Source organism: Pseudomonas sp. zfem005, assembly GCF_032621735.1.
Taxonomy (GTDB): domain Bacteria; phylum Pseudomonadota; class Gammaproteobacteria; order Pseudomonadales; family Pseudomonadaceae; genus Metapseudomonas; species Metapseudomonas solani.
On sequence record NZ_JAVYJE010000008.1, the window covers coordinates 84,345 to 104,693 of the forward strand.

At 62.3% G+C, this 20,349-nt stretch carries 12 protein-coding genes and 1 pseudogene; 8 read left to right on the forward strand and 5 right to left on the reverse strand.

The features are described from left to right. Nucleotides 1-4: 4 nt before the first annotated feature. The 3 genes from RTW82_RS18450 to RTW82_RS18460 all read right to left on the reverse strand — a co-directional run bounded on the left by RTW82_RS18450 (nt 5) and on the right by RTW82_RS18460 (nt 3,793). Entirely contained in the window at nt 5-802 is a 798-nt protein-coding gene (locus tag RTW82_RS18450; RefSeq protein ID WP_271658035.1) for a cyclase family protein, read from the reverse strand. A gap of 131 nt (nt 803-933) precedes the next feature. Continuing rightward, nucleotides 934-2,553, reverse strand: coding sequence for an AMP-binding protein (locus tag RTW82_RS18455; RefSeq protein WP_271658034.1), 1,620 nt, complete (start codon nt 2,551-2,553; stop codon nt 934-936). A gap of 1 nt (nt 2,554) precedes the next feature. Beyond that, nucleotides 2,555-3,793, reverse strand: a complete 1,239-nt coding sequence (locus RTW82_RS18460) for a thiolase family protein (protein WP_271658033.1) — start codon at nt 3,791-3,793, stop codon at nt 2,555-2,557. 383 nt (nt 3,794-4,176) lie between these two features. Between RTW82_RS18460 and RTW82_RS18465 the strand changes: the two genes are divergently transcribed. The 7 genes and pseudogenes from RTW82_RS18465 to RTW82_RS18495 form a co-directional block, all read left to right on the forward strand. After that, nucleotides 4,177-6,771 (forward strand): LuxR C-terminal-related transcriptional regulator, encoded by a 2,595-nt coding sequence (locus tag RTW82_RS18465; protein WP_316925978.1) that lies wholly within the window; start codon nt 4,177-4,179, stop codon nt 6,769-6,771. A gap of 95 nt (nt 6,772-6,866) precedes the next feature. Beyond that, nucleotides 6,867-8,111, forward strand: a complete 1,245-nt coding sequence (locus tag RTW82_RS18470; RefSeq protein ID WP_316925979.1) for a thiolase C-terminal domain-containing protein — start codon at nt 6,867-6,869, stop codon at nt 8,109-8,111. Nucleotides 8,112-8,159: 48 nt separating this feature from the next. After that, entirely contained in the window at nt 8,160-10,070 is a 1,911-nt protein-coding gene (locus tag RTW82_RS18475) for a DUF1302 domain-containing protein (RefSeq protein WP_410478816.1), read from the forward strand. Nucleotides 10,071-10,090: 20 nt separating this feature from the next. After that, nucleotides 10,091-11,449, forward strand: a complete 1,359-nt coding sequence (locus RTW82_RS18480; RefSeq protein ID WP_271658030.1) for a DUF1329 domain-containing protein — start codon at nt 10,091-10,093, stop codon at nt 11,447-11,449. A 102-nt stretch (nt 11,450-11,551) separates the two neighbouring features. Continuing rightward, entirely contained in the window at nt 11,552-12,622 is a 1,071-nt protein-coding gene (locus tag RTW82_RS18485; RefSeq protein WP_271658029.1) for a WD40/YVTN/BNR-like repeat-containing protein, read from the forward strand. A gap of 24 nt (nt 12,623-12,646) precedes the next feature. Further along, entirely contained in the window at nt 12,647-15,139 is a 2,493-nt protein-coding gene (locus tag RTW82_RS18490) for an efflux RND transporter permease subunit (protein ID WP_316925980.1), read from the forward strand. Further along, nucleotides 15,140-15,421 (forward strand): annotated as a pseudogene (locus RTW82_RS18495) (catalase); the annotation flags it as partial. Nucleotides 15,422-15,742: 321 nt separating this feature from the next. On the opposite strand, the gene RTW82_RS18500 reads toward RTW82_RS18495, so the two are convergent. Next, nucleotides 15,743-16,696 carry a FecR family protein gene (locus RTW82_RS18500; RefSeq protein WP_316925981.1) on the reverse strand — a complete coding sequence of 318 codons (954 nt, stop codon included), beginning with the start codon at nt 16,694-16,696 and terminating at the stop codon, nt 15,743-15,745. Continuing rightward, nucleotides 16,689-17,228 (reverse strand): sigma-70 family RNA polymerase sigma factor, encoded by a 540-nt coding sequence (locus RTW82_RS18505; protein ID WP_316925982.1) that lies wholly within the window; start codon nt 17,226-17,228, stop codon nt 16,689-16,691. Before RTW82_RS18505 ends, RTW82_RS18500 begins: the two co-directional genes overlap by 8 nt. Before the next feature lie 178 nt (nt 17,229-17,406). Between RTW82_RS18505 and RTW82_RS18510 the strand changes: the two genes are divergently transcribed. Next, complete coding sequence (locus tag RTW82_RS18510) at nt 17,407-20,334, forward strand: TonB-dependent receptor (RefSeq protein ID WP_316925983.1); 2,928 nt, start codon at nt 17,407-17,409, stop codon at nt 20,332-20,334. Nucleotides 20,335-20,349 lie beyond the last annotated feature (15 nt).

The following is a 20,349-nucleotide window of genomic DNA, read 5'->3' on the forward strand; positions in this document are numbered from 1 at the left end:
GAGCTCAGTCGACGAAGGCGACAACGCGAGCAGGAGCAGCGCTGCAGTGGGCCAGCTTGATCGGGAAGAAGCCGACCATGAATCCACTCAGGGGCAAGGCGCCGAGGTTGGTCATCTGCTGCACGATAAAGGCTTCGCGTTGAACGATGGCCTTGTGGCCATCCCAGAGTACGGTCTGGTCTTTGGTTTCCTGATACTTGCGCGCCATGATGCCGAACGGCAGATCCCAGCCCAGCGCGTCAGTACCGAGAATGGTGGCGCCCTGACTTGTCAGGTGCAGGGTTGCTTCGCGTGTCATGCCGGGCTGCTGATAGAACTCAGGATCAGTCATGCCGTAGCGTTCCTGACCCGTACGGATCAGCACGGCATCACCTTGTTTGATTTTCTGGCCGGTAGCATGCATCGCAGCGTCTAGCATCTCGATTGTGATGGGCTCGCCGAGTTTCGCCCACGGTCGAACGTCGAGCACCAGGCCGGGTCGGTAGAGCTCTTCCAGGTCGATGTCGGTGATAGTCCGAGCAGGCGCGCCTTCGATCTGAGAGGCGCTGTGAAGAGGTGCGTCGACGTGTGTGCCGCAATGGGATGACATGTCGCTGAGCATCTCTGCGCCCCAACCCTCTCCGCCAGGTAGTTCGTCGTGGGTGCAGCCGAGATAGCGGCAGAAATCATCGGCGCCCTTGGTGGCTGGATGGAGGTACTCGATCAGCGGGGCCACCACAGGCGCTGCGCCTGCCAGTGGAGGCGGTAGCTTGGCGCGGTTGTCTGGGTCCAGCGTCTGGGTCAGATCAATCAATCGGGGCATGGTCTATCTCCTGGGATGGGGCGGCGGCAGGCCAGTAGACTGGGCGCCGCTGGCGTTAGTGGCGCTCTGGTTTGTGGGGAAAACGATTCCGGCCGGGAGACACCGGCAGGACCCTGGAGCGGGCTGTCATCTCAGCGCTGCTCCTGGTGCACGTCTTGAGGATTGTTTTGTAACTCCTCGACCAGGAAGCGCTCCTGGGGCTTTTCCGAGGCAGTTTTGGGAATCTGTGCCAATACCTGGATATGGCTGGGCACGAAGTTGGCTTCCAGCCCCGCGCGGCAGGTACGGAAAAGCCCTTGCACATCCAGCCCGCGATGCTTGGCTACTACAGCTGCCACTACATCCTTCTCGCCGGGCACACCATTCGCCGAGGGGATGCCGTAGACGAAGACGTCATCTACCTCCGGTTGCTCGGCAATCAGCTTCTCGATGAAGGCGGCGTTGATAAAGTCGCCATTGCGGCGAATGCCATTGCCCTTGCGAAACATGAAATACAGCCAGCCGGCCTGGTCTTCGCGTACCACGTCGCCCATGTGCAGCCAGCCACCGGCGCATTTCTTGGTACTGGCTTCGGCATTGCCGTAGTACTCGACGTTAAACGGTGTGCCGTCCTTGTGGCGGAACAGCAGTTCGCCGATACGTTCGCCCTTGGCATCTGGCTCGACATCCCGACCTTCGTCGTCGACCAGGCGGTAGTCCAAGCTGGGCACTGGCTTGCCGATGCTGCCGATCGGGCCGACACCGGCCGGATTGCCGATCAGGCCACCCTCGGCTGCGCCATAGAACTCGAACAGGCTGACGTTGAAGCGGTGTTCGAAGTCTTCCCAGATCGCCGCCGGCATACCGGCCGAGACGATGAGGCGCACCGGATTGTCGGAGTCCTCAGGTTTTGGGGGCTCGGCATAGATAGCTGTGATCATGCCTCCAAGCAGGGTGAAGCTGGTGCAACCGTATTGGCGAACAATTTCCCACAGTCGCGATTTGGTGAAGCGGCGCGACAGTACGCAGGGAATGGCATTGGCCAATGCGGTGCCGAGGGTGATCAGTTGGGCGTTGGCGTGGGTCAGCGACAAACCGGAATACAGGCGATCATCGGCCCGGAAGCCAAACACCGCGGGCATCATGCGCGCAGTTTCGACATAGCGCCGGTGCGTCATGACGATACCCTTGGGGTCACCGGTGGTGCCGGAGGTATAGATCAGCTCTAACGCGCTGTCGGGGTGGGCTCCGGGCATCGCGTCAACCTCTTCCAGGCTTTCCTGCAGGCTGGCATAGGCAATCGTATTAATTTCGTGCAGTTGTCCACTGGTGGATCTGCCTTCATCGCTGGGCAGACCGATCAACCAGTTCAGGCTGGCGATCCTATCTCGCACGGCACGCACCTCGGTCAGCGCGTAATCGCCGGCCACCACCGCTTTGCAGTGGACCGAACCGAGCATGTAGATCAGTTTGTCGCCCTTGGTGCGCGGGTCGATCGGTACAAGAACGAGGCCCAGCAGCGATGCTGCGACCATCAGCTCGACGAACTCGGCGTGGTTGGCCAGCAAGGTGCCGAGCTTGTCGCCGGGGCGCAAACCCAGGTGTCTTAGACCACAGGCAAGACGCTGGCCGAGTTCCCACAACTGGGCGTAGGTTCGAGTATCGTCGGGTCGTACACCGGCACCCTCGATTGTCAGCACGGTTAAGTCAGGATTCGCAGCGACCTGTAGCTGGATCAAGCCTGCCAGGGTCAAGGGATCGTATTGCATCATCTCAAGCTTCCCGCATCAGCAGGCTGACTACGGTGGCAGCGGCATCGGTGCCAATGGCGCCGCCGCCGTTGTGTGCGAGGGCTATACGCGCTCCCTCAACCTGGCGGTGACCCGACTGGCCACGCAACTGTTCGGTGAGCTCGACTATCTGGGCGCAGCCGGTGGCGCCGACCGGGTGGCCTTTGCGCAACAAACCGCCTGAAACATTGACCGGGATGCGCCCGCCCAGGTAGGTGGCGCGAGTTTCGATCAGCTTCGCGCCATCGCCAGGTGCGCACAGGCCCAGATACTCGTAAGCGGCTACTTCAGATGGTGCCGAGGCGTCATGCAGCTCCACACAGGACAGTTCATTGGGGGGGATCCCGGATGCTTCGTAGACTTGCTGGGCGGCCAGGGCGCCGACCGACTCGCCCGGGCCTGTGAAGTCCCAGCCGGATACCAGAGCAGAAGCCGCTACTTTGATCCGCTGGCGCAGGCCAAGCTCGCGGACCTTACGATCGCTGACGATGATCACCGCCGCAGCGCCATCGCCGATGGGCGAGCACATCGGCAGGGTTAGCGGGCCGATGATCGAGCGAGCGGTCAGCACCTGCTCCACGGTTAGCAGTCCCTGATACTGGGCGCGGGGGTTCATGCTGCCGTGAAATGAGTTCTTCGCCGCCACCATGGCGAAGTGCTCCTGTGTGCTGCCGTATCTCTGCATGTGTTTCTTGGCCATCATCGAGTAGATGTCCATGAACACCGAGTGATTTACCGCTACAGCTGACGCATCAAAGGGTTCGCCGATCTCCATCGCGATGCGTTTGACCACGTTCGCAGCACCATCCGGATCCTCAATATCCACAGCGCTGGAAAAGGCACCCAGGCTCCTGCTCTTGTCTTCGTGGTAGAGCTTCTCGCTGCCGCAGGCCAGAACAATGTCGTACAGCCCGGCACTGACCATGGCGCAGGCTTGCTGGAAGGCGGTGGAAGAGGAGGCGCAGGCGTTCTCCACGTTGACCACCGGAATCCTGCCAATGCCCATATTGCGCAGCACCACCTCACCGCGAATCATTTCCTGGCCAGTGACCACTCCAGCCGCGGCGTTGCCCATCCACGCCGCCTGGATCGCCGACTTGTCCAGCCCCGCATCGACCAGCGCCGCTTGGATGGCTTCGCCGGCAAGGCCCTTGAGAGTCTTGTCCAGATGCTTGCCGAACTTGGTCATGCCGATCCCGGCGATGTAGGCGTTCATTTTCATGTGTTTGATTTCCTCGGACGGGCCCGCAGGGTGCTCTTCGTAGCTGGAGCGAATGACCGCGGGTGGGTTTCTGCATGCCCACCGAGAATAGGGTTTGCCGGCAATAGCCCAACCCCAGCGCCGGGGGGGGAGGGGTGGGCTATAGGGGGGGAGGAGAGGGGGAGTTCGGCATCTGGACGCATGCGTCCGGGAGAGGCCATACTGAAAAAAGGTACTGCGCCCGTGTGCCTGACCTGCCAAACAAAAAATAATCATAAGAACGTTCAGCGAGGCAGACCTTCGAATGGGTCGCCCACTAGCGTAGAGAACAGCACTTGAGCCTAGTTAGTACGGAACCAGGCCTGATCCTCAAAACCACTCCACCGCGCCTGCTGAAGGCGGCAATGCAACGCAGCCGCCTGAACCTCGATGCCATAGGCCTGGCAGACAAGATAGTGCTGTCGTTGCAGGCTCCGCCTGGGTTTGGCAAAACCCAGCTGCTTGCCCAGTGGCGACGCGAGTGGTTGGCCAAGAGCGGCGTAGTGATCTGGCTGAGCCTGGATGAACGGGATGTACCTCTACGGTTGGTCCATGGCCTTGCCGTGGCTAAAGCGGTCGGCAGCGGCCGCCCTGTGCAGCCCCTGGCGGCTCACCAGCGGCTAGGCCAAGAGGCTAACGAACTCGATGAGCTGACAAACTGGCTGGCGGAGATCGCCGAGCTGGGCGCCGAGACTTTGCTGATTCTCGATGACGCCCACAACCTTCCAACCGCAACCATCCGCCATTCCCTGCCTTACTTGCTGCGCAATGCTCCGGCCAACCTGCACGTGGCTATGGCCTCACGCGGGCGCATTGGCTTGTCCACAGCAGAGTTGCTAGTCAATGGCCAACTGCGATCGATCGGCGTCGACGACCTGCGCTTCACACTCGACGAAACCTTGGTTTTGCTCAACGGCCGATTTGGCGAACGCCTGGAACTGGACGACAGCGCTCGCCTGCACGAACTCACCGAGGGGTGGCCTCTGGGTCTGCAACTGGCGATCTCTGCCATCGAGCAAGCCACCGACTTGCACGTCGCGACCAATAACCTGGCTTCAAGCGGCGGCAACCTTCAGCAGCATCTGGTTGATTCTCTGTTGGCTCAACTGTCACCGGAGCAGGTCGAATTCCTGACGCGGATATCCCTGTTCGAGATGATTCATCCAGACCTCTGCGTGGTATTGCTCGATGATGAGCGAGCCAGGGTCTGGCTCAAGGAGCTGCTGGCCAGCACTCCGATCCTGGTTGAGGGAGACGACAGCGACTGGCTACGCATTCACCCTCTTGCCCGCGAGCTGTTGCACCAGCGATTCGCCGTACTGCCAGAGGCTGAACGTCAGTCCCTGCATCAGCGAGCCTCTGCCTGGCTGGCGGAGCATGACCTGGTCGAGGCCGCCGCCCGCCAGGCATTGCTGGGCGGACAGAACGACCGTGCCTACAGCCTGGCAGAAGCCTGTCTCTACGACCTGATGCTTCGTGGTCACTTCTCCCGCGTACTGGACTGGCTTGAACAGTTGCCAGCCGAGGAGCTGAAGTGCCGTCCGCGCCTGCGCCTGGCGGCTGCCTGGTCGTTGGCCAGCAGCGAGCGTCAGGCTGAGGCTCTGCAACTGGTCGAGCAGATCAACGCCGATGCCCAGGCTTCCGACGAGGAACAGTTGGAGGCGACGGCCATTGCCTCGACCGCAGCTCTCTTCGCCGATCAGCCGGACCGATCCCAGGCCATCATCGATACTTGGTTGCAACGCCCGTCGGCCAAGTCACCCGACCTGCAGGCCGTGCTGACCAACCACCGGGCACTGCTGGCTCTCACTGCCGGTCAGCCCGAGCTGGCCCGCTACTACTGCCAGCAGATATCGCGCGCGCAGGCGGCAGCGGGCACCAACGCCATGTCAGGTTATCGCGAGTGGATCTTCGGCCTGTCCTACCTGAAAGAGGGCCAAGTGCTCAGTGCTGAACGCTTCCTTCGGGCCAGCTTGAGTAAGGCTGATCAGGAGCTGGGCCGGCGCAACGGCATCTCCGTACTACTGGCCGCCACCCTTGCCGCAACACTGCTTGAGCGCAACGCCCCGGAGGAAGCCGGCCCCCTGCTCGCCAATCGTATGGATGTACTGGCTCACCTGGCTGCGCCGGAAGGAATCCTGCTCGGTTACCTGACCTCCGCGCGCCTGGCCGCCCTGCAAGGGCAGACCCACCGAGCTCATGACCTGCTCAACGAGCTCTACGCACTGGGCGAAACTCGGCAAATGCCCCGCCTTTCGATTGCCGCCCAGGCTGAACAGATTCGTCTGCATGCCCTCCGCGGGCATGGCGAGACTTGTCAGTCGCTGTGGCAGCGCCTTGAGCGCCGGCTGCCCGACTTCGTCCGCGATGAGCGCGGATTGCAAGGGCCGGAGCTGGCCTTGCAGGTACAGTTGGCACAAGCTTTTTCCAGTGCTGCACGTGGCGCATGGCAGCAGATGCTCGGGCCGTTGGAGCAGGCTGCACGCCTTGCAGACCAGCAACGCCATAGCCGCGAATCGGTTCAAGTCAGGTTGCTGCAGGCCCTGGCGAAACAGCGCCTAGGCGAAGACGGTCTGCCGTCGCTGCGCGAGGCGATCAGCCTCGCCAAGGAACTGGGCCTTGAGCGCATTCTTGAAGATACTCACCCGGACCTGCCACATTGGGCCCGGCAAACAGAGCAGAACAGCCCGGCCGGGAATGACGAGGAGCGCCAACCCCAGACCCCGGCGCCTGCCAGGAGCTTCGTCAGTGTTTCACCAAGCCGCATGCTCACCCCGAAGGAGCGTGAGATCCTCCAACTGCTGACGCAGAACATGTCCAACAAGCAGATCGCCCTCGCCCTGGACATAGGAGAGGAAACAGTGAAGTGGCACATGAAGAATCTGCTCAGTAAGTTCCAGGCGAGCAACCGCAAGCATCTGGTCGATCGGGCTTATCTGCTTGGCATACTGCAGTCCTAGCCGTTCATCCCCCCCCTAAGCCCCCCTTCGAAGTCACGCCCCCCCCCTCGCCGCTGGGGTGGGGGGATTGCGCTGGCTCTTTATCCTGAAACCCCATGAAAAGCTGCCTTCCACAAGCGTGGACGGCTTGCGATCCGCCGCGAATGGCGATCCGAATCGGCAACGGGGTGACGGTGATGAATCAACAGGTACTGCTCGCTGGCGTGGGGGTAACACCCTTCGTGCCGCTCGGCCAGGGTGATGCCCGTGCCTTGGCAGTTTGCGCAGTACGCATGGCGATGGCCGACGCCTCAATCGACTTCGAGTTGATAGACCACATAGTCCTGGCCTGTGCCCAGGGCGGTGCTGGGAACGGCGAGCAGCTATTAGCGCCTCTGGGCTTCAGTGGTATTCCCTTGATCAATCTCAGCGATGGTTGCGCTTCCGGTCACGCTGCATTCCATCTGGCACGCCAGAGCCTGCTGTCTGGGGAAAGCGCGTGCGCTTTGGTAGTCGGCTGCGACGCTATGCCTGTCGAAATAGGCAGCCACGCCTTTTTCGGTCTGCGAGAGCCGTCACCCGACTCCCCCTGCCAGGCGGTTGGAGGCGGCCTACTGCAGCAGCGCATCGCGAGCCGACAGCAGCCACTAGAGCTCTACGCCGCTCAGACCCGCCAACTACTGCAAGACTTCGGCCTCAGCGCCGAATGTCTGCAGCAGGTGCTCAATGCAGCTCGCCAGCGTGCCCTTCTCGACCCCAGCGCGCTGCTCGCTGGACTTCCTGGAAGCGGCTGGCAGCAACCCTACCTGGCAACACCGGCCTGTGGTGCCGCTGCCCTGATGATGTGTACCCCGGCCTTTGCCCGGCGTTATGGCATCCAGGCTGATATCGCCTGCCTGGCGAGCTTGCGTGGAGCCGATTTCGACGACGACCTCGACCCGCCCAGCGTTTTCGACGCACTCGGCCGCTCCACCACCCATCGCCTTGTCAGGCAGATATACGACCAGGCCGGTCTTGGTCCTGAGGATGTCGATGTGGTGGAGCTGCATGACCAGAGCGTTGGCGACTACCTGATCAACAGCGCCGCCTTGGGGTTTTGCCGCGATGAGCAATTGGTGAGCTTTGCCCAGGATGGTTTTGGTCGCAGCCCAGGGGGTGCAGTTATTTGTCCTTCCGGCGGACTGCTCGGTCGCGGCCACGCTCCAGGAGCCACAGCCATCGCCCAACTGGTTGAGCTGTCCCTGCAACTGAGCGGCAGAGCCGGAGCGCGCCAGGTCACGCATGCCCGCACGGCGCTACAGCACAGCATGGCCTTGGGCCGCGCGGTATCCCTGACATTGCTGCAGCGAACCAGCAGCTAATTCGATGACTGCCTACTAAAACCCACAACAAAAAAGGTATCTCAGCCCATGAAGATGGCTCCCCCCTGCCACTTGCGCCGCAGTTCGCTGGCCGTCGCCATTTTGGTGGCCGGCATGCCTGCCGCCCAGGCTTTCGAAATCGACACAGGCAGCACGCACTGGTCGATACGATTCGACAACACCATCAAATACAACTACGGGGTGCGTACCCAGAGTGCCGACACCCGGATGCTGGGGACCCCCAACAACAATGATGGCAATTACAACTTCCGTAAGGCCGGCACCAACATCACCAATCGGATCGATCTTCTGACCGAACTCGATGTGGTGTTCCAGGAGCGCACGGGCTTTCGTGTCAGTGCAGCCAGTTGGTACGACAAGGCTTACGACAACGCTGGATCCAACGCCAATCCGATGGTCAACGGCAACGATGCCAACTCCGGATACATCACCGCAGCCAACCCTCTCGGAGGAGCCGGCCGCGCAGCTGATGGGTTTGGCAGCGCGCATCTGAGTCGTTATGCCAAGCGCTATTACAGCGGACCGTCCGGTGAAATTCTCGATGCTTTCCTGTTCTACAACACCGAGGTAGGTGATGGATCGCTTCTGGGTCTCAAACTCGGCCAGCACAATGTGTTCTGGGGGGAGACCATCCTCAGCGCCGCGCACTCCCTGAGCTACGGCCAGGCTGGTCTGGACCTTGCCAAGTCTGCTGCTTCACCAGGCATTGAGGCCAAGGAACTGTTTCTGCCGCGTAACCAGATTTCCGCCACTTTCAATCTCAACCCCGAGCTGAGTTTCGGTGCTCAGTACTTCCTCGACTGGAGCCCTGCACGGCTTCCTGAGGCTGGTACTTACTACGCAGGTTCCGATGTCGTGGGCGAAGGCGCACAGAACCTGTTTATCGGGAACGGCTTCGTACCCACTGTGTTGCCATTTATCGACCCAACAGCAGTCCCAAATGTGCAGAACCAGATCACTCTGCGCCGCGGTGATGATTTCACTCCAGATGACCGTGGTGACTGGGGCGTGATGGCCAAGTGGTCTCCGGAGTGGCTCGACGGCACCCTCGGCTTCTACTACCGCCAGACCTCCGACATCATGCCGCAGGTCACGCTGGATACTCGCATCACTCCTGGTCTGCCCAATTTGACCTATCAGTTTGCCTATAACGACGACATCGACATCTATGGCATCAGCCTGTCGAAAAACATCGGTGGCGTTTCGGTAGGCAGTGACCTGAACTATCGCGAGCATATGACCCTTGCCAGCATCGCGCCCAACTACAACCCAACCAGTTACGCGGCCCTGGCAGCAGCGGGGATCAACCCAACAACTGCAGGTGTGGTGAATACGCCGTTCAAAGACGGCAACCCGATGGCCGCCACAGGCAAGACCCTGCACTGGACCCTCAATGGCCTGGCAACTATCGGCGAAACCCCACTATTCGATGCGGCCAGCCTGCTTGGTGAGCTGTACTACAGCAACCTGCTGAGCCTGGATGGCAAGAACGAGGCTCTATACAAGGGCAAGAACACCTACAACGGCGTTGATCAGCCCACCCGCGACAACTGGGGCATCGCGGTCAACTTCACCCCAACCTGGTACCAGGTCTTCCCGGGTGTCGACATGAACATGCCGCTCTCCATCAACTATGGCATTGATGGAGTTTCGCCAGTTGCCGGAGGGGGGGCCGAGAACACCGGCACCTATTCGGTGGGCGTCGGCGCCGTCATCTACAACCAGTACTTCGTCGACCTCAAATATGTGGATGCCTTCGGCGAAGCGAGCAAGTGCGACGACCCAGTCCGTGATGGCGCGCAATTGCTACCGACTGTGGGAAGCGGTGTGGCTCGCGTTGATTACACCTGCTATCCCGGCGGCTATTCATCTTTCTCTGGTGCAGGTGCTACCGAAGATCGTGGCGCTGTCTACCTGACCCTCAAAACCACCTTCTGATGCATAGCGGAGCACACGCGATGATGTTCATGAAAAGCCTTCTGGCGGCCTCGCTGGCCGTCATCGGCAGCGGCCAGGCCCTGGCCGCTGTTTCCCCTGCCGAAGCTGCCAAGCTGGGCAATGCGTTGACCCAGGTTGGGGCTGAGAAATCCGCTAACGCCGACGGTTCTATTCCGGCATACGAGGGCGGGCTGACCACCGTGCCGGCCGGTTTCAAGAGCGGTGATGCCTTTCGCCCCGATCCCTTCGCAGGCGAGAAACCGCTACTGGTAATCGATGGTAGCAACGTCGAGCAATACAGGGACAAGCTGACGGCGGTAACCGCCGAACTGGCCAAGCGCTTCCCAAGTTTCAAGGTCAACGTCTACCCAACCCACCGCAGTGTCTCCCTACCGCAGGGTGTGCTGGACAACACAGTGAAAAACGCGGTCAACGCCAAGTCGCTGGAAGGTGGCAATGCAATCGAGAACGTGCTGCCGGGCGTGCCCTTCCCGATCCCGCAGTCCGGCGCCGAGGCCATGTGGAACCACCTGCTCCGCTACCAGGGCGTGAATACGTCGTCCAAGTTCGACTCTTGGAACGTCGATTCTGCTGGTGTGGCTACCCTGGCTACCACCGGTAGAGGTTTCATCAACTACGCGTCCTACAACGATCTGAACAAGCCGATCCAAGGCTCCGACACCATCTATCTGATCAAGCTGTACTACACCGGTCCGGCTCGCCGTGCTGGAGAAGCCACTTTGCTGCGCGATGCAGCCAACCCGCTGGAGCAGCCACGTCGCGCCTGGTCCTACTTGCCGGGTGTGCGCCGCGTGAAGATGGCTCCAGACCTGGCGTACGACACTCCCAACCCCAGTACCTCGGGCGCAGCAGCGTATGACGATTCCTTTGTCTTCGCCGGCGCACTGGACCGCTTCGACTGGAAGCTGGTCGGCAAGCAGGAAATGTACGTGCCCTACAACACCTACACGCTGACCTATGTGAAAGACCCCAAGCAGCTCACCACCCCGAACTTCCCAAATCCAGATCTGGTTCGCTGGGAGAAGCACCGTGTGTGGGTTGTGGAAGGCAGTCTCAAGGAGGGTAAGCGTCACATCTATCACAAGCGCCGCTTCTACCTGGATGAGGACAGTTGGGTCGCCCTGGCTTCTGATCAGTATGACGCTCGCGGCCAACTCTACCGCGGATCATTCGCCTTCCTGACCCAGAGCTACGACCAACAGAACCCGGATGCCACACCGACCTTGATCCACGATCTGGTCAGCGGCTCCTACAACATAAACGGCTTGGTCGGTCCGCATGGTGGCATCACATACGGAGAACCGCTCAGTGATATCCAGTGGGCCCCCGAGTCGCTGGCGGGAGCCGGCATCCGCTGATAGCCGTCAATCGGCTACTCCTCTCGTCCGGTTGCTAGCCGGGCGAGCTTTAGGCCGGATTGCCGCCCTTTGGCAATCCGGTTTCTTTAAGAGGACAAATTGATGTGCTCCTTCAGAAAGTCCCTGCTTTGGCCTCTGGTCCTCTACATCATCCTTGGGGGTACCGCTCGGGCAGCTGCCTATGTGGATGTGTTGGAGCTGCCCGCGCGCCCCAGCGAGCTGGCCGTACGCAGCCCCCTGCTTGATGTGACCCAGGCTGGATCTCGGCTAGTCAGCGTTGGCCAGCGCGGGCACATACTGTATTCCGATGACGCTGGCCAGACCTGGAAGCAGGCACAGGTTCCGGTCAGCGTCGACCTTAACGCCGTGCATTTCCCAACCGCCCAACAAGGTTGGGCAGTGGGCAACGATGGGGTGATCCTGCACACCAGTGATGCGGGGCAGAGCTGGAGCAAGCAGCTCGACGGCCGCCAGATTGGCGACCTGCTTATCGACCACTACGGTGCACGGGCGTCAGCCGAGCCGGAGAATGAGCAGTGGCCATTGCTGGTCGCCGAAGGTGAGCGCCTCAAGGCCGAGGGTGCCGATAAGCCTTTTTTGGATGTCTGGTTTGAGAGCGAGCGCAGCGGCTATGTCGTCGGCGTATTCAACTTGATTCTTGCCACCACCGACGGTGGGCAGACTTGGACACCATGGCAGGATCGCACCGACAACCCGCAGGGCCTGAACCTGTTTGCCATCGACAACACAGGCGATGCGCTCTATTTGGTTGGCGAACAGGGCCTGGTACGCCGGCTCGACCAAGGGACACAGACCTTCGATCGGATCGAAACGCCCTATCAGGGCAGTTTCTTCGGCGTCACCGGCCAGCATGGCGAGGTATTGGTTTATGGCCTGCGCGGCAACGTACTACGCAGCCTTGATAGAGGCGCCAGCTGGCAGACGCTGCAATCCGATCTGGAGGTGAGCTTCACCGCCGCAACTAACGGCCCACATGGCAGCTACCGACTGTTCACCCAGGCCGGCCACCAATTGCTCGCCGAACCTGGCGCAAGAAAACTGCGCCTGCTGCCCCTGTCCGAACCTGCCCCGATTGCTGGTGCGCTGCAAACTACCGAAGGCCCGCTGATCCTGGTTGGCAACCGTGGCGTTCGTCGACTTTCCGCTGAATAAATACAATTTAAGCGAGTAGCTGAAATGGGCACTATCAAACAAGAACAATGGCCGGTGATCTCTGATCTACGGGACTTCGACCCGAGCAGCGGCAACCTGATCGAGCGCCTGGTGTTCAACCACCGTGGCCTGTTCGTCATGCTCATGGCACTTCTTACCCTGCTGCTTGGCTACAAGGCGGCCACCCGCCTGGAACTGCGGCCCAGCTTCGAAAAGATGATTCCGCAGAGCCAACCCTACATTCAGAATTACCTGGAAAACCGCACCTCGCTGCGCGGCATGGGGAACTCGGTGCGGGTGGTGGTAGAGAACACCAACGGCGACATCTTCGACCCCGCTTACCTGGAAGTACTCAAGCAGGTCAGCGACGAATTGTTCCTCACCGCCGGAGTCGACCGCGCCTGGATGAAGTCGTTGTGGACCCCGACCGTTCGCTGGACCGAGGTCACCGAAGAAGGCTTCCGAGGTGGCCCAGTGATGCCCGACAGCTATGGCGGGCGACCAGCGGACATTGAACAGCTCAAGCAGAATATCAACCGCGCCGGCATCACCGGCAGTCTCGTCGCCGGTGACTTCCGCTCGAGCATGATCATCGTCCCTCTGCTGGACAAGGACAGCGCCAGCGGCCAGAGCATCAACTATTACGAGTTCGCCAAGAAACTCGATGCAATGCGCGATAAGTACGAATTCAACGGAGAGCGTGCCACGCGTCTTGCTGGTGAAGAAGGCCATGGGCAGTACAAGATCCGCGTAATCGGCTTCGCCAAGCTGATCAGTGAGATGATCGACGGCTTGTTCCAGGTCATGATGTTCTTCAGCCTGGCAGTGATCAGTGCCTTCGTCATTATCCTCGTCTACACACGCTGCCTGCGCAGCACCCTGCTGGTAATCGGCTGCTCGCTCATGGCGGTGATATGGCAGCTGGGCATCATCTCCTGGTTGGGCTATGCCATCGATCCGTACTCGATTCTGGTGCCCTTCCTCATCTTCGCTATTGGCGTGTCTCATGCTGCCCAGAAAATGAATGGCATCATGCAGGACATCGGTCGTGGCACCCACCGCTTGGTGGCAGCACGCTACACCTTCCGCCGCTTGTTCATGGCCGGGGTTACTGCGCTGCTGTCCGATGCGGTGGGTTTTGGCGTGCTGATGCTAATCGACATCCCGGTGATCCAGGAGCTGGCTATCACCGCCAGTATCGGCGTGGCCGTGTTGATCTTCACAACCCTGCTAATGATGCCTGTGGCGCTGTCCTTCGTCGGTGTCAGCACCAAAGCTGCCAAGCGTGCACTTATCGTTGACGCGAGCACCGCCCATCATCACGGCCTGGGAAAGCTTTGGGATCTGCTTGACCGATTCACCACCCGTCGCTGGGCGACCTGCGCGGTGCTGGTTTCCACAGCGCTTGGAGTGGCCGGATTCTTCTACAGCCAGAGCTTGAAGATTGGTGACCTCGACAGTGGCGCCCCGGAGTTGCGCCAGGACTCTCGCTACAACCTCGATAATGCCTACATAACCAGCCACTACAGTCTCTCCAGCGACCTGTTCGCAGTGATGATCAAGACAGGCCCCGAAGGTTGCCTGAACTATCACACCCTTATGCTCGCCGATAGGCTGGCCTGGGAACTGCAGCAACTCCCGCACGTGCAGACCATGGTTTCGCTGGTCAACGCGGTGCGCCAGATCACTGCCGGCTCCTTCGAAGGCAACCCGAAAATGGCCAGCATCCAGCGCAACCAGGACATGCTCAACTATGCGGCGCAGCAGGCCTCGGTCAATGCCTCAGAGCTACTCAATACAGAATGCTCGATGATGCCGGTGATTGCCTTTCTCAAGGACCACAAGGCCGAGACCCTGGATGACGTGGTAGCCGTCGCCGATAGATTCGCCAAAGAAAACAGCACTGACGACCGCCAGTTCCTCCTCGCCGCTGGTAGTGCCGGAATCGAGGCTGCCACGAACATCGTGGTACGCGAGGCGAACCGCACCATGCTGCTCTACGTTTACCTCGCGGTGTTCGTCTTCTGCCTGATTGCGTTCCGCAGTCTGGCTGCGGCGCTGGTGGCCATGCTGCCACTGGTTCTGACCTCCATCCTCTGCGAGGCATTGATGGTCTACATGGGCATTGGCGTGAAAGTCGCTACCTTGCCGGTGATCGCTCTTGGCGTCGGTATCGGCATCGACTACGCGCTGTACCTGCTTAGCGTGCAGTTGCACTACCAACGTCAAGGTATGTCACTGTCCGACGCCTACCGGAACGCTGTGGCCTTCACTGGCAAGGTGGTCTGCTTGGTTGGCGTGACACTAGCCATTGGCGTTGTCTCTTGGGCCTGGTCGCCGATCAAGTTCCAAGCCGACATGGGTATGCTGCTGACCTTCATGTTCATCTGGAACATGCTCGGTGCGTTGATTCTGATTCCGGCATTGTCGTGCTTCCTGCTGCGCTCGACGACGGTCCGAACCCCACCGCCACAGGTCGACGGCACCGCAACTCCAACGGCCGAAGTGCTGGCTTAAGCAGGGTTCCCGGTCGCCGCACCTGAGGCGACCGGTCTCCGCGGCCCGGCCTTGCGGCAGGACATCTGTGGCCTGGAGAAGCTGGCGCGCTTCGACCGCGAGGTGATCCGGGAGCAGGGCATGCACGCCAAGGGCTCGGGCGCCTACGACACCTTCACGGTCACCGGCGATATCACCCACTAAAGCCGCACCGCGCTGTTCGCCAAGGCGGGCAAGCGCACCGGCTTCTTCGTGCGTTTCCCCACCCTGGCCGGCGAGCGCGGTTCCGCCGATGCCGATCGGGTGGAGCAGGTTGCCGTGCATCGGCTCCACGCCTTGCAGGCCGGGTCCGCAGGGGGCTTGGCCGAAGCAGCCAGCGGCGCCCTGGGCTGCCCCTGATGCGAGACGACTCGAAAGAACCACAGCCCGTTCGATGCGTCCGATGTGATTCATGCCGGCCTCGATGGTCAGTGCATGGGGCAGGGGATGCTATCGCTTTCCCATCGAGACAAAAGTCGGACTCGGCCAATACCGCTGTAGCCGAACTGCCTCGTTCGATAGCACTGTTCTCGCAGCCTTACGACGCCAGAGCCTGTACGCCAGGCGTCAGGCTTCCCGCTCGACTCATCGTCCAATAAACATCCCCTTCGCCCCCGCCTGAACCCGCAACCCATGACTCTGCGCCAACATCGCCAGCGCCAGCGGCAGGTCGTCGAGGGGGAAGGTGCCGGAGACGCGCAGGTTCGCCAGGGCAGGGGAGCAGGTGATGTTTTGGGCGCTGTAGCGCATCAGCTCCTGGATCCATTGCTGCAGGGGCATGTCGTCTGCAACCAGCAGGCCGTTGCGCCAGGCCAGTGAGGTGTCGCGGGCCGCTTCGAGGGGGCCGAGGCGGTCGCGGCTGAAGCGGACCTGCTGGCCGGCGTGGACGATGCTTCCCTGTGGCGCGCCAGCGAGCTGTACCTGTACGGCGCCTTCATAGACGGCGAGCAGGGTTTCCTGCGGCAACTGGCGCACGCTGAAGCGGGTGCCCAGTGCCTGCATGAGGCCGTGTTCGCTTTGCACCCTTAGCGGGCGAGGAGGGGCGTGCCGGTCCGCCGCCGTGGCGATGTAGAGCTCGCCGTGGCGCAGGTGCAGCAGGCGCTGTTCGGCGCTGAAGCGCACGGCCAGGGCGGTGTCGCTGTTGAGCGAAACCTGGGTGCCATCTTCCAGCACCAGGTCCCGGCGTTCGCCCAGGGCGGTGAGGTAGTCGATGCCCGCGCTGCTGCGCTGCCATACCCACCAACCCAGGGGCGCGGCCCCCATGAGCACGAGCAAGCCGCGCAGGACGGTGCGGCGGCTGGCGGCCGGGCGGTCGAGGGTTTGCCTGGCCAGTGCCGGCGGCAGGGTGCCGAGGCGGGCGAGCAGGCTTTGCGCGCGCTTCCAGGCCCGTTCGTGTTCCGGGGCGAGGTGCCGCCAGCGCTCCAGTTCAGCCTGTTGCGCAGGGCTCAGTGGCCCTTCCTGCATCAACAGCAGCCAGGAGGCGGCCTGGGCGAGCACGGCCTGGGCGATGGGTTCGCCATTGGCGCTGACGTCATGCATCGGGCATCTGGCTCAGGCAGGCCACGTAGCCCTCATGGATGTACTTCTTCACGGTGGGCAGGGCGATGCCGAGGGCTTGGGCGATGTCTTTCTGTTTCATGCCGTCCAGGGTCGCCATGAGGAAAGCCTGCCGAACCCGTGGGCGCAGGGCGTCGAGGAGGGCGTCGATCTCATGCAGGGTTTCGAGGATGACGCTCTGCTGCTCGGGGGATGGATGCTCCGGCTCGGGCAGCAGTAGCAGCGCTTTGATCCAGGCCTGCTCCAGCGAGTTGCGCCGCCGCCAGCTGACCAGCACGCAGTTGGCGATACGGGTGAGGTAGGCCCGTGGCTGGCGGATGGCTTCGGGTTGGTTCGCCTCCCGACTGACCAGCACGCGCAGGAATACGTCCTGGGCCAGGTCGTCGGCCACGCCGCGCCCCCAGGACCTGAGCCGGTACGTCAGCCAGGTGCGCAGCCAGGCGTGGTTCTCGACATAGAGCGTCGTGAGGGCGCAGCGGTCGGTGAGCAGAGGCGGGGCGTCGAGGGGGTTCATGGTGAGCTGAATCGGCAGGCGGTTGTCGCAAATGAAAACAATTATCACTAAAATCTTTTGCGCCACAAGCCCAGATGAAAATACGAATATTCCGCATATACCTTTTTTGATCTCGTGCGACAGAGGGAGTGAGAGCCCGCATCGAGTGCCGGGCACACACCCTACGAGCGAGAGACGCATGCCCGCAGTACACCGGCTTTCCCCTGTTCCGCGCCCCCCGCAACGCCTGTCCCCGGTCGCCCTGGCCATGGGCTGCGCCATGATCGGCTGCCTGCTGGCGAGCGGTGTGCCCATGAGTGCCCACGCCGCCGGCACCACGGCGACCACCGCCACCCGGCTGGACGATGCCACGCCCCGGGACTACGACATCGCCCAGGGGCCGCTGGGTACGGTGCTCGGCCGCTTTGCCAGCCAGTCCGGCCTGCTGCTGTCCTATGACGCCGAGCTGACCCGTGGCCATACCGCGCCGTCGCTCAGGGGGCGCTACACCGTGCTCGAAGGCGCCCAGCGCCTGCTGCGGGGCTCCGGCTTGCAACTGTTGCCGAGTTCCCCCGGCACCTATGTGCTCGTGCCCCAGGGCGCGGAGCCGAAGGCCGCGCTGGAGCTGACGCCCACTGTGGTCGGCGCCACCGGCCTGGATGAGCAGGACACCTACCGCGCGCCCCGTTCCTCGGTGCGCCTCTCGCGGGAGGACATGGACCGCTTCGGTACGGTGTCGGTGGGCGACACACTCAAGGGCGTGGCGGGTGTGCAGGTGGGTGACAGCCGCAACGGCGGTGCGCTGGACGTGAACATCCGTGGCATCCAGGGGCAGAGCCGGGTCGCGGTGCGGGTCGACGGCTCGGAGCAGGCGCTGGATGTCTACCGGGGCTACGGCGGCACCCAGCAGCGCAGCTACATCGACCCGGACCTGCTCAGCAGCGTGACCGTGAACAAGGGCCCCAGCCTGCGCTCCGGGGCCATCGGCGGTGCGGTGGAGATGACCACCCTCGGCGTGGACGACATCCTGGTGGACGGCAAGGACATCGGTGTGCGCTTCACCGGCAACCTGTGGAACAACGGCGTCGAACCTGCCCACCGCAGCCGCCATTCGAAGGACGAGGAGCTGAGCACCGTGCCGCGTGACGACCGGGCCAGCCTGTTCGGTTCGGCGGCCGAGTCCGGCAGCGCCGCCTTCGCCTACAGCCATGAGCGTTTCGACCTGGTCGCCGCCTATGCCCACCGCAACCAGGGCAACTACTTCTCGGGCAAGCACGGGCAGGAGCGCTATCGCCTCTACGACCGCTGGGGCGACGAGCAGGCCAGCGTGGCCAACACCTATGAGCCTGGCGAGGAGGTGCTCAACTCCTCGGCGGAGACGGATTCCTACCTGTTCAAGACCACCTGGCGCCTGGCCGACGAACACACCCTGGACCTGGGCTACCGGCGCTTCGACGGCAACATGGGCGAGATCATGCCGTCGGACATCTTCCGCTACGGCACCGCCGGCATCTATCAGTACCCCACCAGCGAGGTACGGATCGACGGCTACACCGCGCGCTATCACTACCTGCCCGAAGGCAACCCGCTGGTGGACCTCACCGGCAACCTGTGGATGACCGACTCGAAGATCAGCACCCTGAGCGCGGCCTGGATGGCGCCGAAATCCCAGCTGTTCCGCACCGACCGCAGCTGGGCCCGCCAGGACAACCGACGCATCGGTGGCGACCTCAACAACATCTCGCGCTTCGCCACCCGCCACGGCGATTTCACCCTCGACCTGGGCGGCGGCTTCCAGCTCGAAGACCTGCAGCCGCAGAAGAGCGTGGTCACCACCCAGCACGACATCAACGCCAACCGCGGCCTGCGGGATGCCTCGCGCCAGGAGTTCAGCTTCAACGGCAAGCTGGAATACCAGCCCATCGAGGAGGTCACGCTCTGGGGCGGCGGCCGCTACAGCCATTACCGCACCCAGGACAACACCCTGCTGGCCGAGGCCCGGCGGCAGGACCGGCAGATGCGCTGGATCACCGTGAGCAGCCCCACGAGCTGGGGCAGCATGATGTGGTTCCCGGACGAGAACGGGCAGTACACCGACGCCACCGACCCGCGCCTGAACAATGGCATCGTCTTCGGCAACAGCAACGAGCCGTTCAATGGTGTGCCGTTCAACGAATCCGGCGCCACCAACGTGACCGTGCACCCGGAAGGCGTCAGCAACGTGGTCACCGGCTACGACTACACCCCGCAGCGCGGCAGCAGTGGCGGTGGTTTCTCGCCGGCCTTCGGCATCAATGTCGAGTTCCTGCCCGACACCTTCGTCTACGCCTCCTACACCCGGGGCCTGCGCCTGCCGTCGCTGTTCGAAACCAGCCAGGGCACCCAGCAGGTCACGCCGGGCAAGCACCTCAAGCCCGAGCGCGCGCGCAGCTGGGAAGTGGGCGTCAGTGCGCTGCGCAGCGACCTGCTGGTGGGCGGCGACTCGGCCTCGGCCAAGCTGGCGTACTTCGACAACGACATCCGCAACTACATCACCCGCTACTACGACCCGAGCCCGGGGCTGTGGGGGCAGATGACCTTCAGCAACACCGACAGCTACAGCACCCGGGGCCTGGAGCTGCAATCGCACTACGACGCCGGGCGCGTGTTCGCCGACCTCTCGGCCACCTACTACCTGAAGACCGAAACCTGCGACGCGGCCTTCGCCGCCAAGCTGCGCGCCTCCGCCAACCAGTACCAGCCCACGCAAGACACGCCCGACTGCACGCCGGGCAGCTACATGGGCTCGTACACCAACACCCAGAACCCGCCGCGGTACTCGGCCAACCTGCTCGCCGGGCTGCGCTTCTTCGACGAGGCCCTGACCCTGGGCGGGCGCATGACCTACAGCTCCGGCCCCACCGCGCAGATGGACAAGCCCTGGCAGACCGGCGCCACCACCCCGCAGATCGACTACCGCTCGGTGACGCTCCTCGACCTGTTCCTCAAGTACCAACTGCTGGAGCACACCGAGATGAATGTCTCGGTGCAGAACCTCACCGACCGCTACTACCTTGACCCGCTCGCGCAAAGCTTCATGCCCGCACCGGGGCGCACCTGGCGGGTGGGGCTGCAGACGCGGTTCTGAGTGGGGGGCTTTCTG

Coding starts and splice junctions, on each gene's coding strand:
- RTW82_RS18490 (WP_316925980.1), top strand. CDS start 12,647: ATGGGCACTATCAAACAAGAACAATGGCCGGTGATCTCTGATCTACGG.
- RTW82_RS18450 (WP_271658035.1), bottom strand. CDS start 802: ATGCCCCGATTGATTGATCTGACCCAGACGCTGGACCCAGACAACCGC.
- RTW82_RS18470 (WP_316925979.1), top strand. CDS start 6,867: ATGAAAAGCTGCCTTCCACAAGCGTGGACGGCTTGCGATCCGCCGCGA.
- RTW82_RS18460 (WP_271658033.1), bottom strand. CDS start 3,793: ATGAAAATGAACGCCTACATCGCCGGGATCGGCATGACCAAGTTCGGC.
- RTW82_RS18465 (WP_316925978.1), top strand. CDS start 4,177: ATGCAACGCAGCCGCCTGAACCTCGATGCCATAGGCCTGGCAGACAAG.
- RTW82_RS18455 (WP_271658034.1), bottom strand. CDS start 2,553: ATGATGCAATACGATCCCTTGACCCTGGCAGGCTTGATCCAGCTACAG.
- RTW82_RS18475 (WP_410478816.1), top strand. CDS start 8,160: ATGAAGATGGCTCCCCCCTGCCACTTGCGCCGCAGTTCGCTGGCCGTC.
- RTW82_RS18500 (WP_316925981.1), bottom strand. CDS start 16,696: ATGCATGACGTCAGCGCCAATGGCGAACCCATCGCCCAGGCCGTGCTC.
- RTW82_RS18480 (WP_271658030.1), top strand. CDS start 10,091: ATGATGTTCATGAAAAGCCTTCTGGCGGCCTCGCTGGCCGTCATCGGC.
- RTW82_RS18510 (WP_316925983.1), top strand. CDS start 17,407: ATGCCCGCAGTACACCGGCTTTCCCCTGTTCCGCGCCCCCCGCAACGC.
- RTW82_RS18485 (WP_271658029.1), top strand. CDS start 11,552: ATGTGCTCCTTCAGAAAGTCCCTGCTTTGGCCTCTGGTCCTCTACATC.
- RTW82_RS18505 (WP_316925982.1), bottom strand. CDS start 17,228: ATGAACCCCCTCGACGCCCCGCCTCTGCTCACCGACCGCTGCGCCCTC.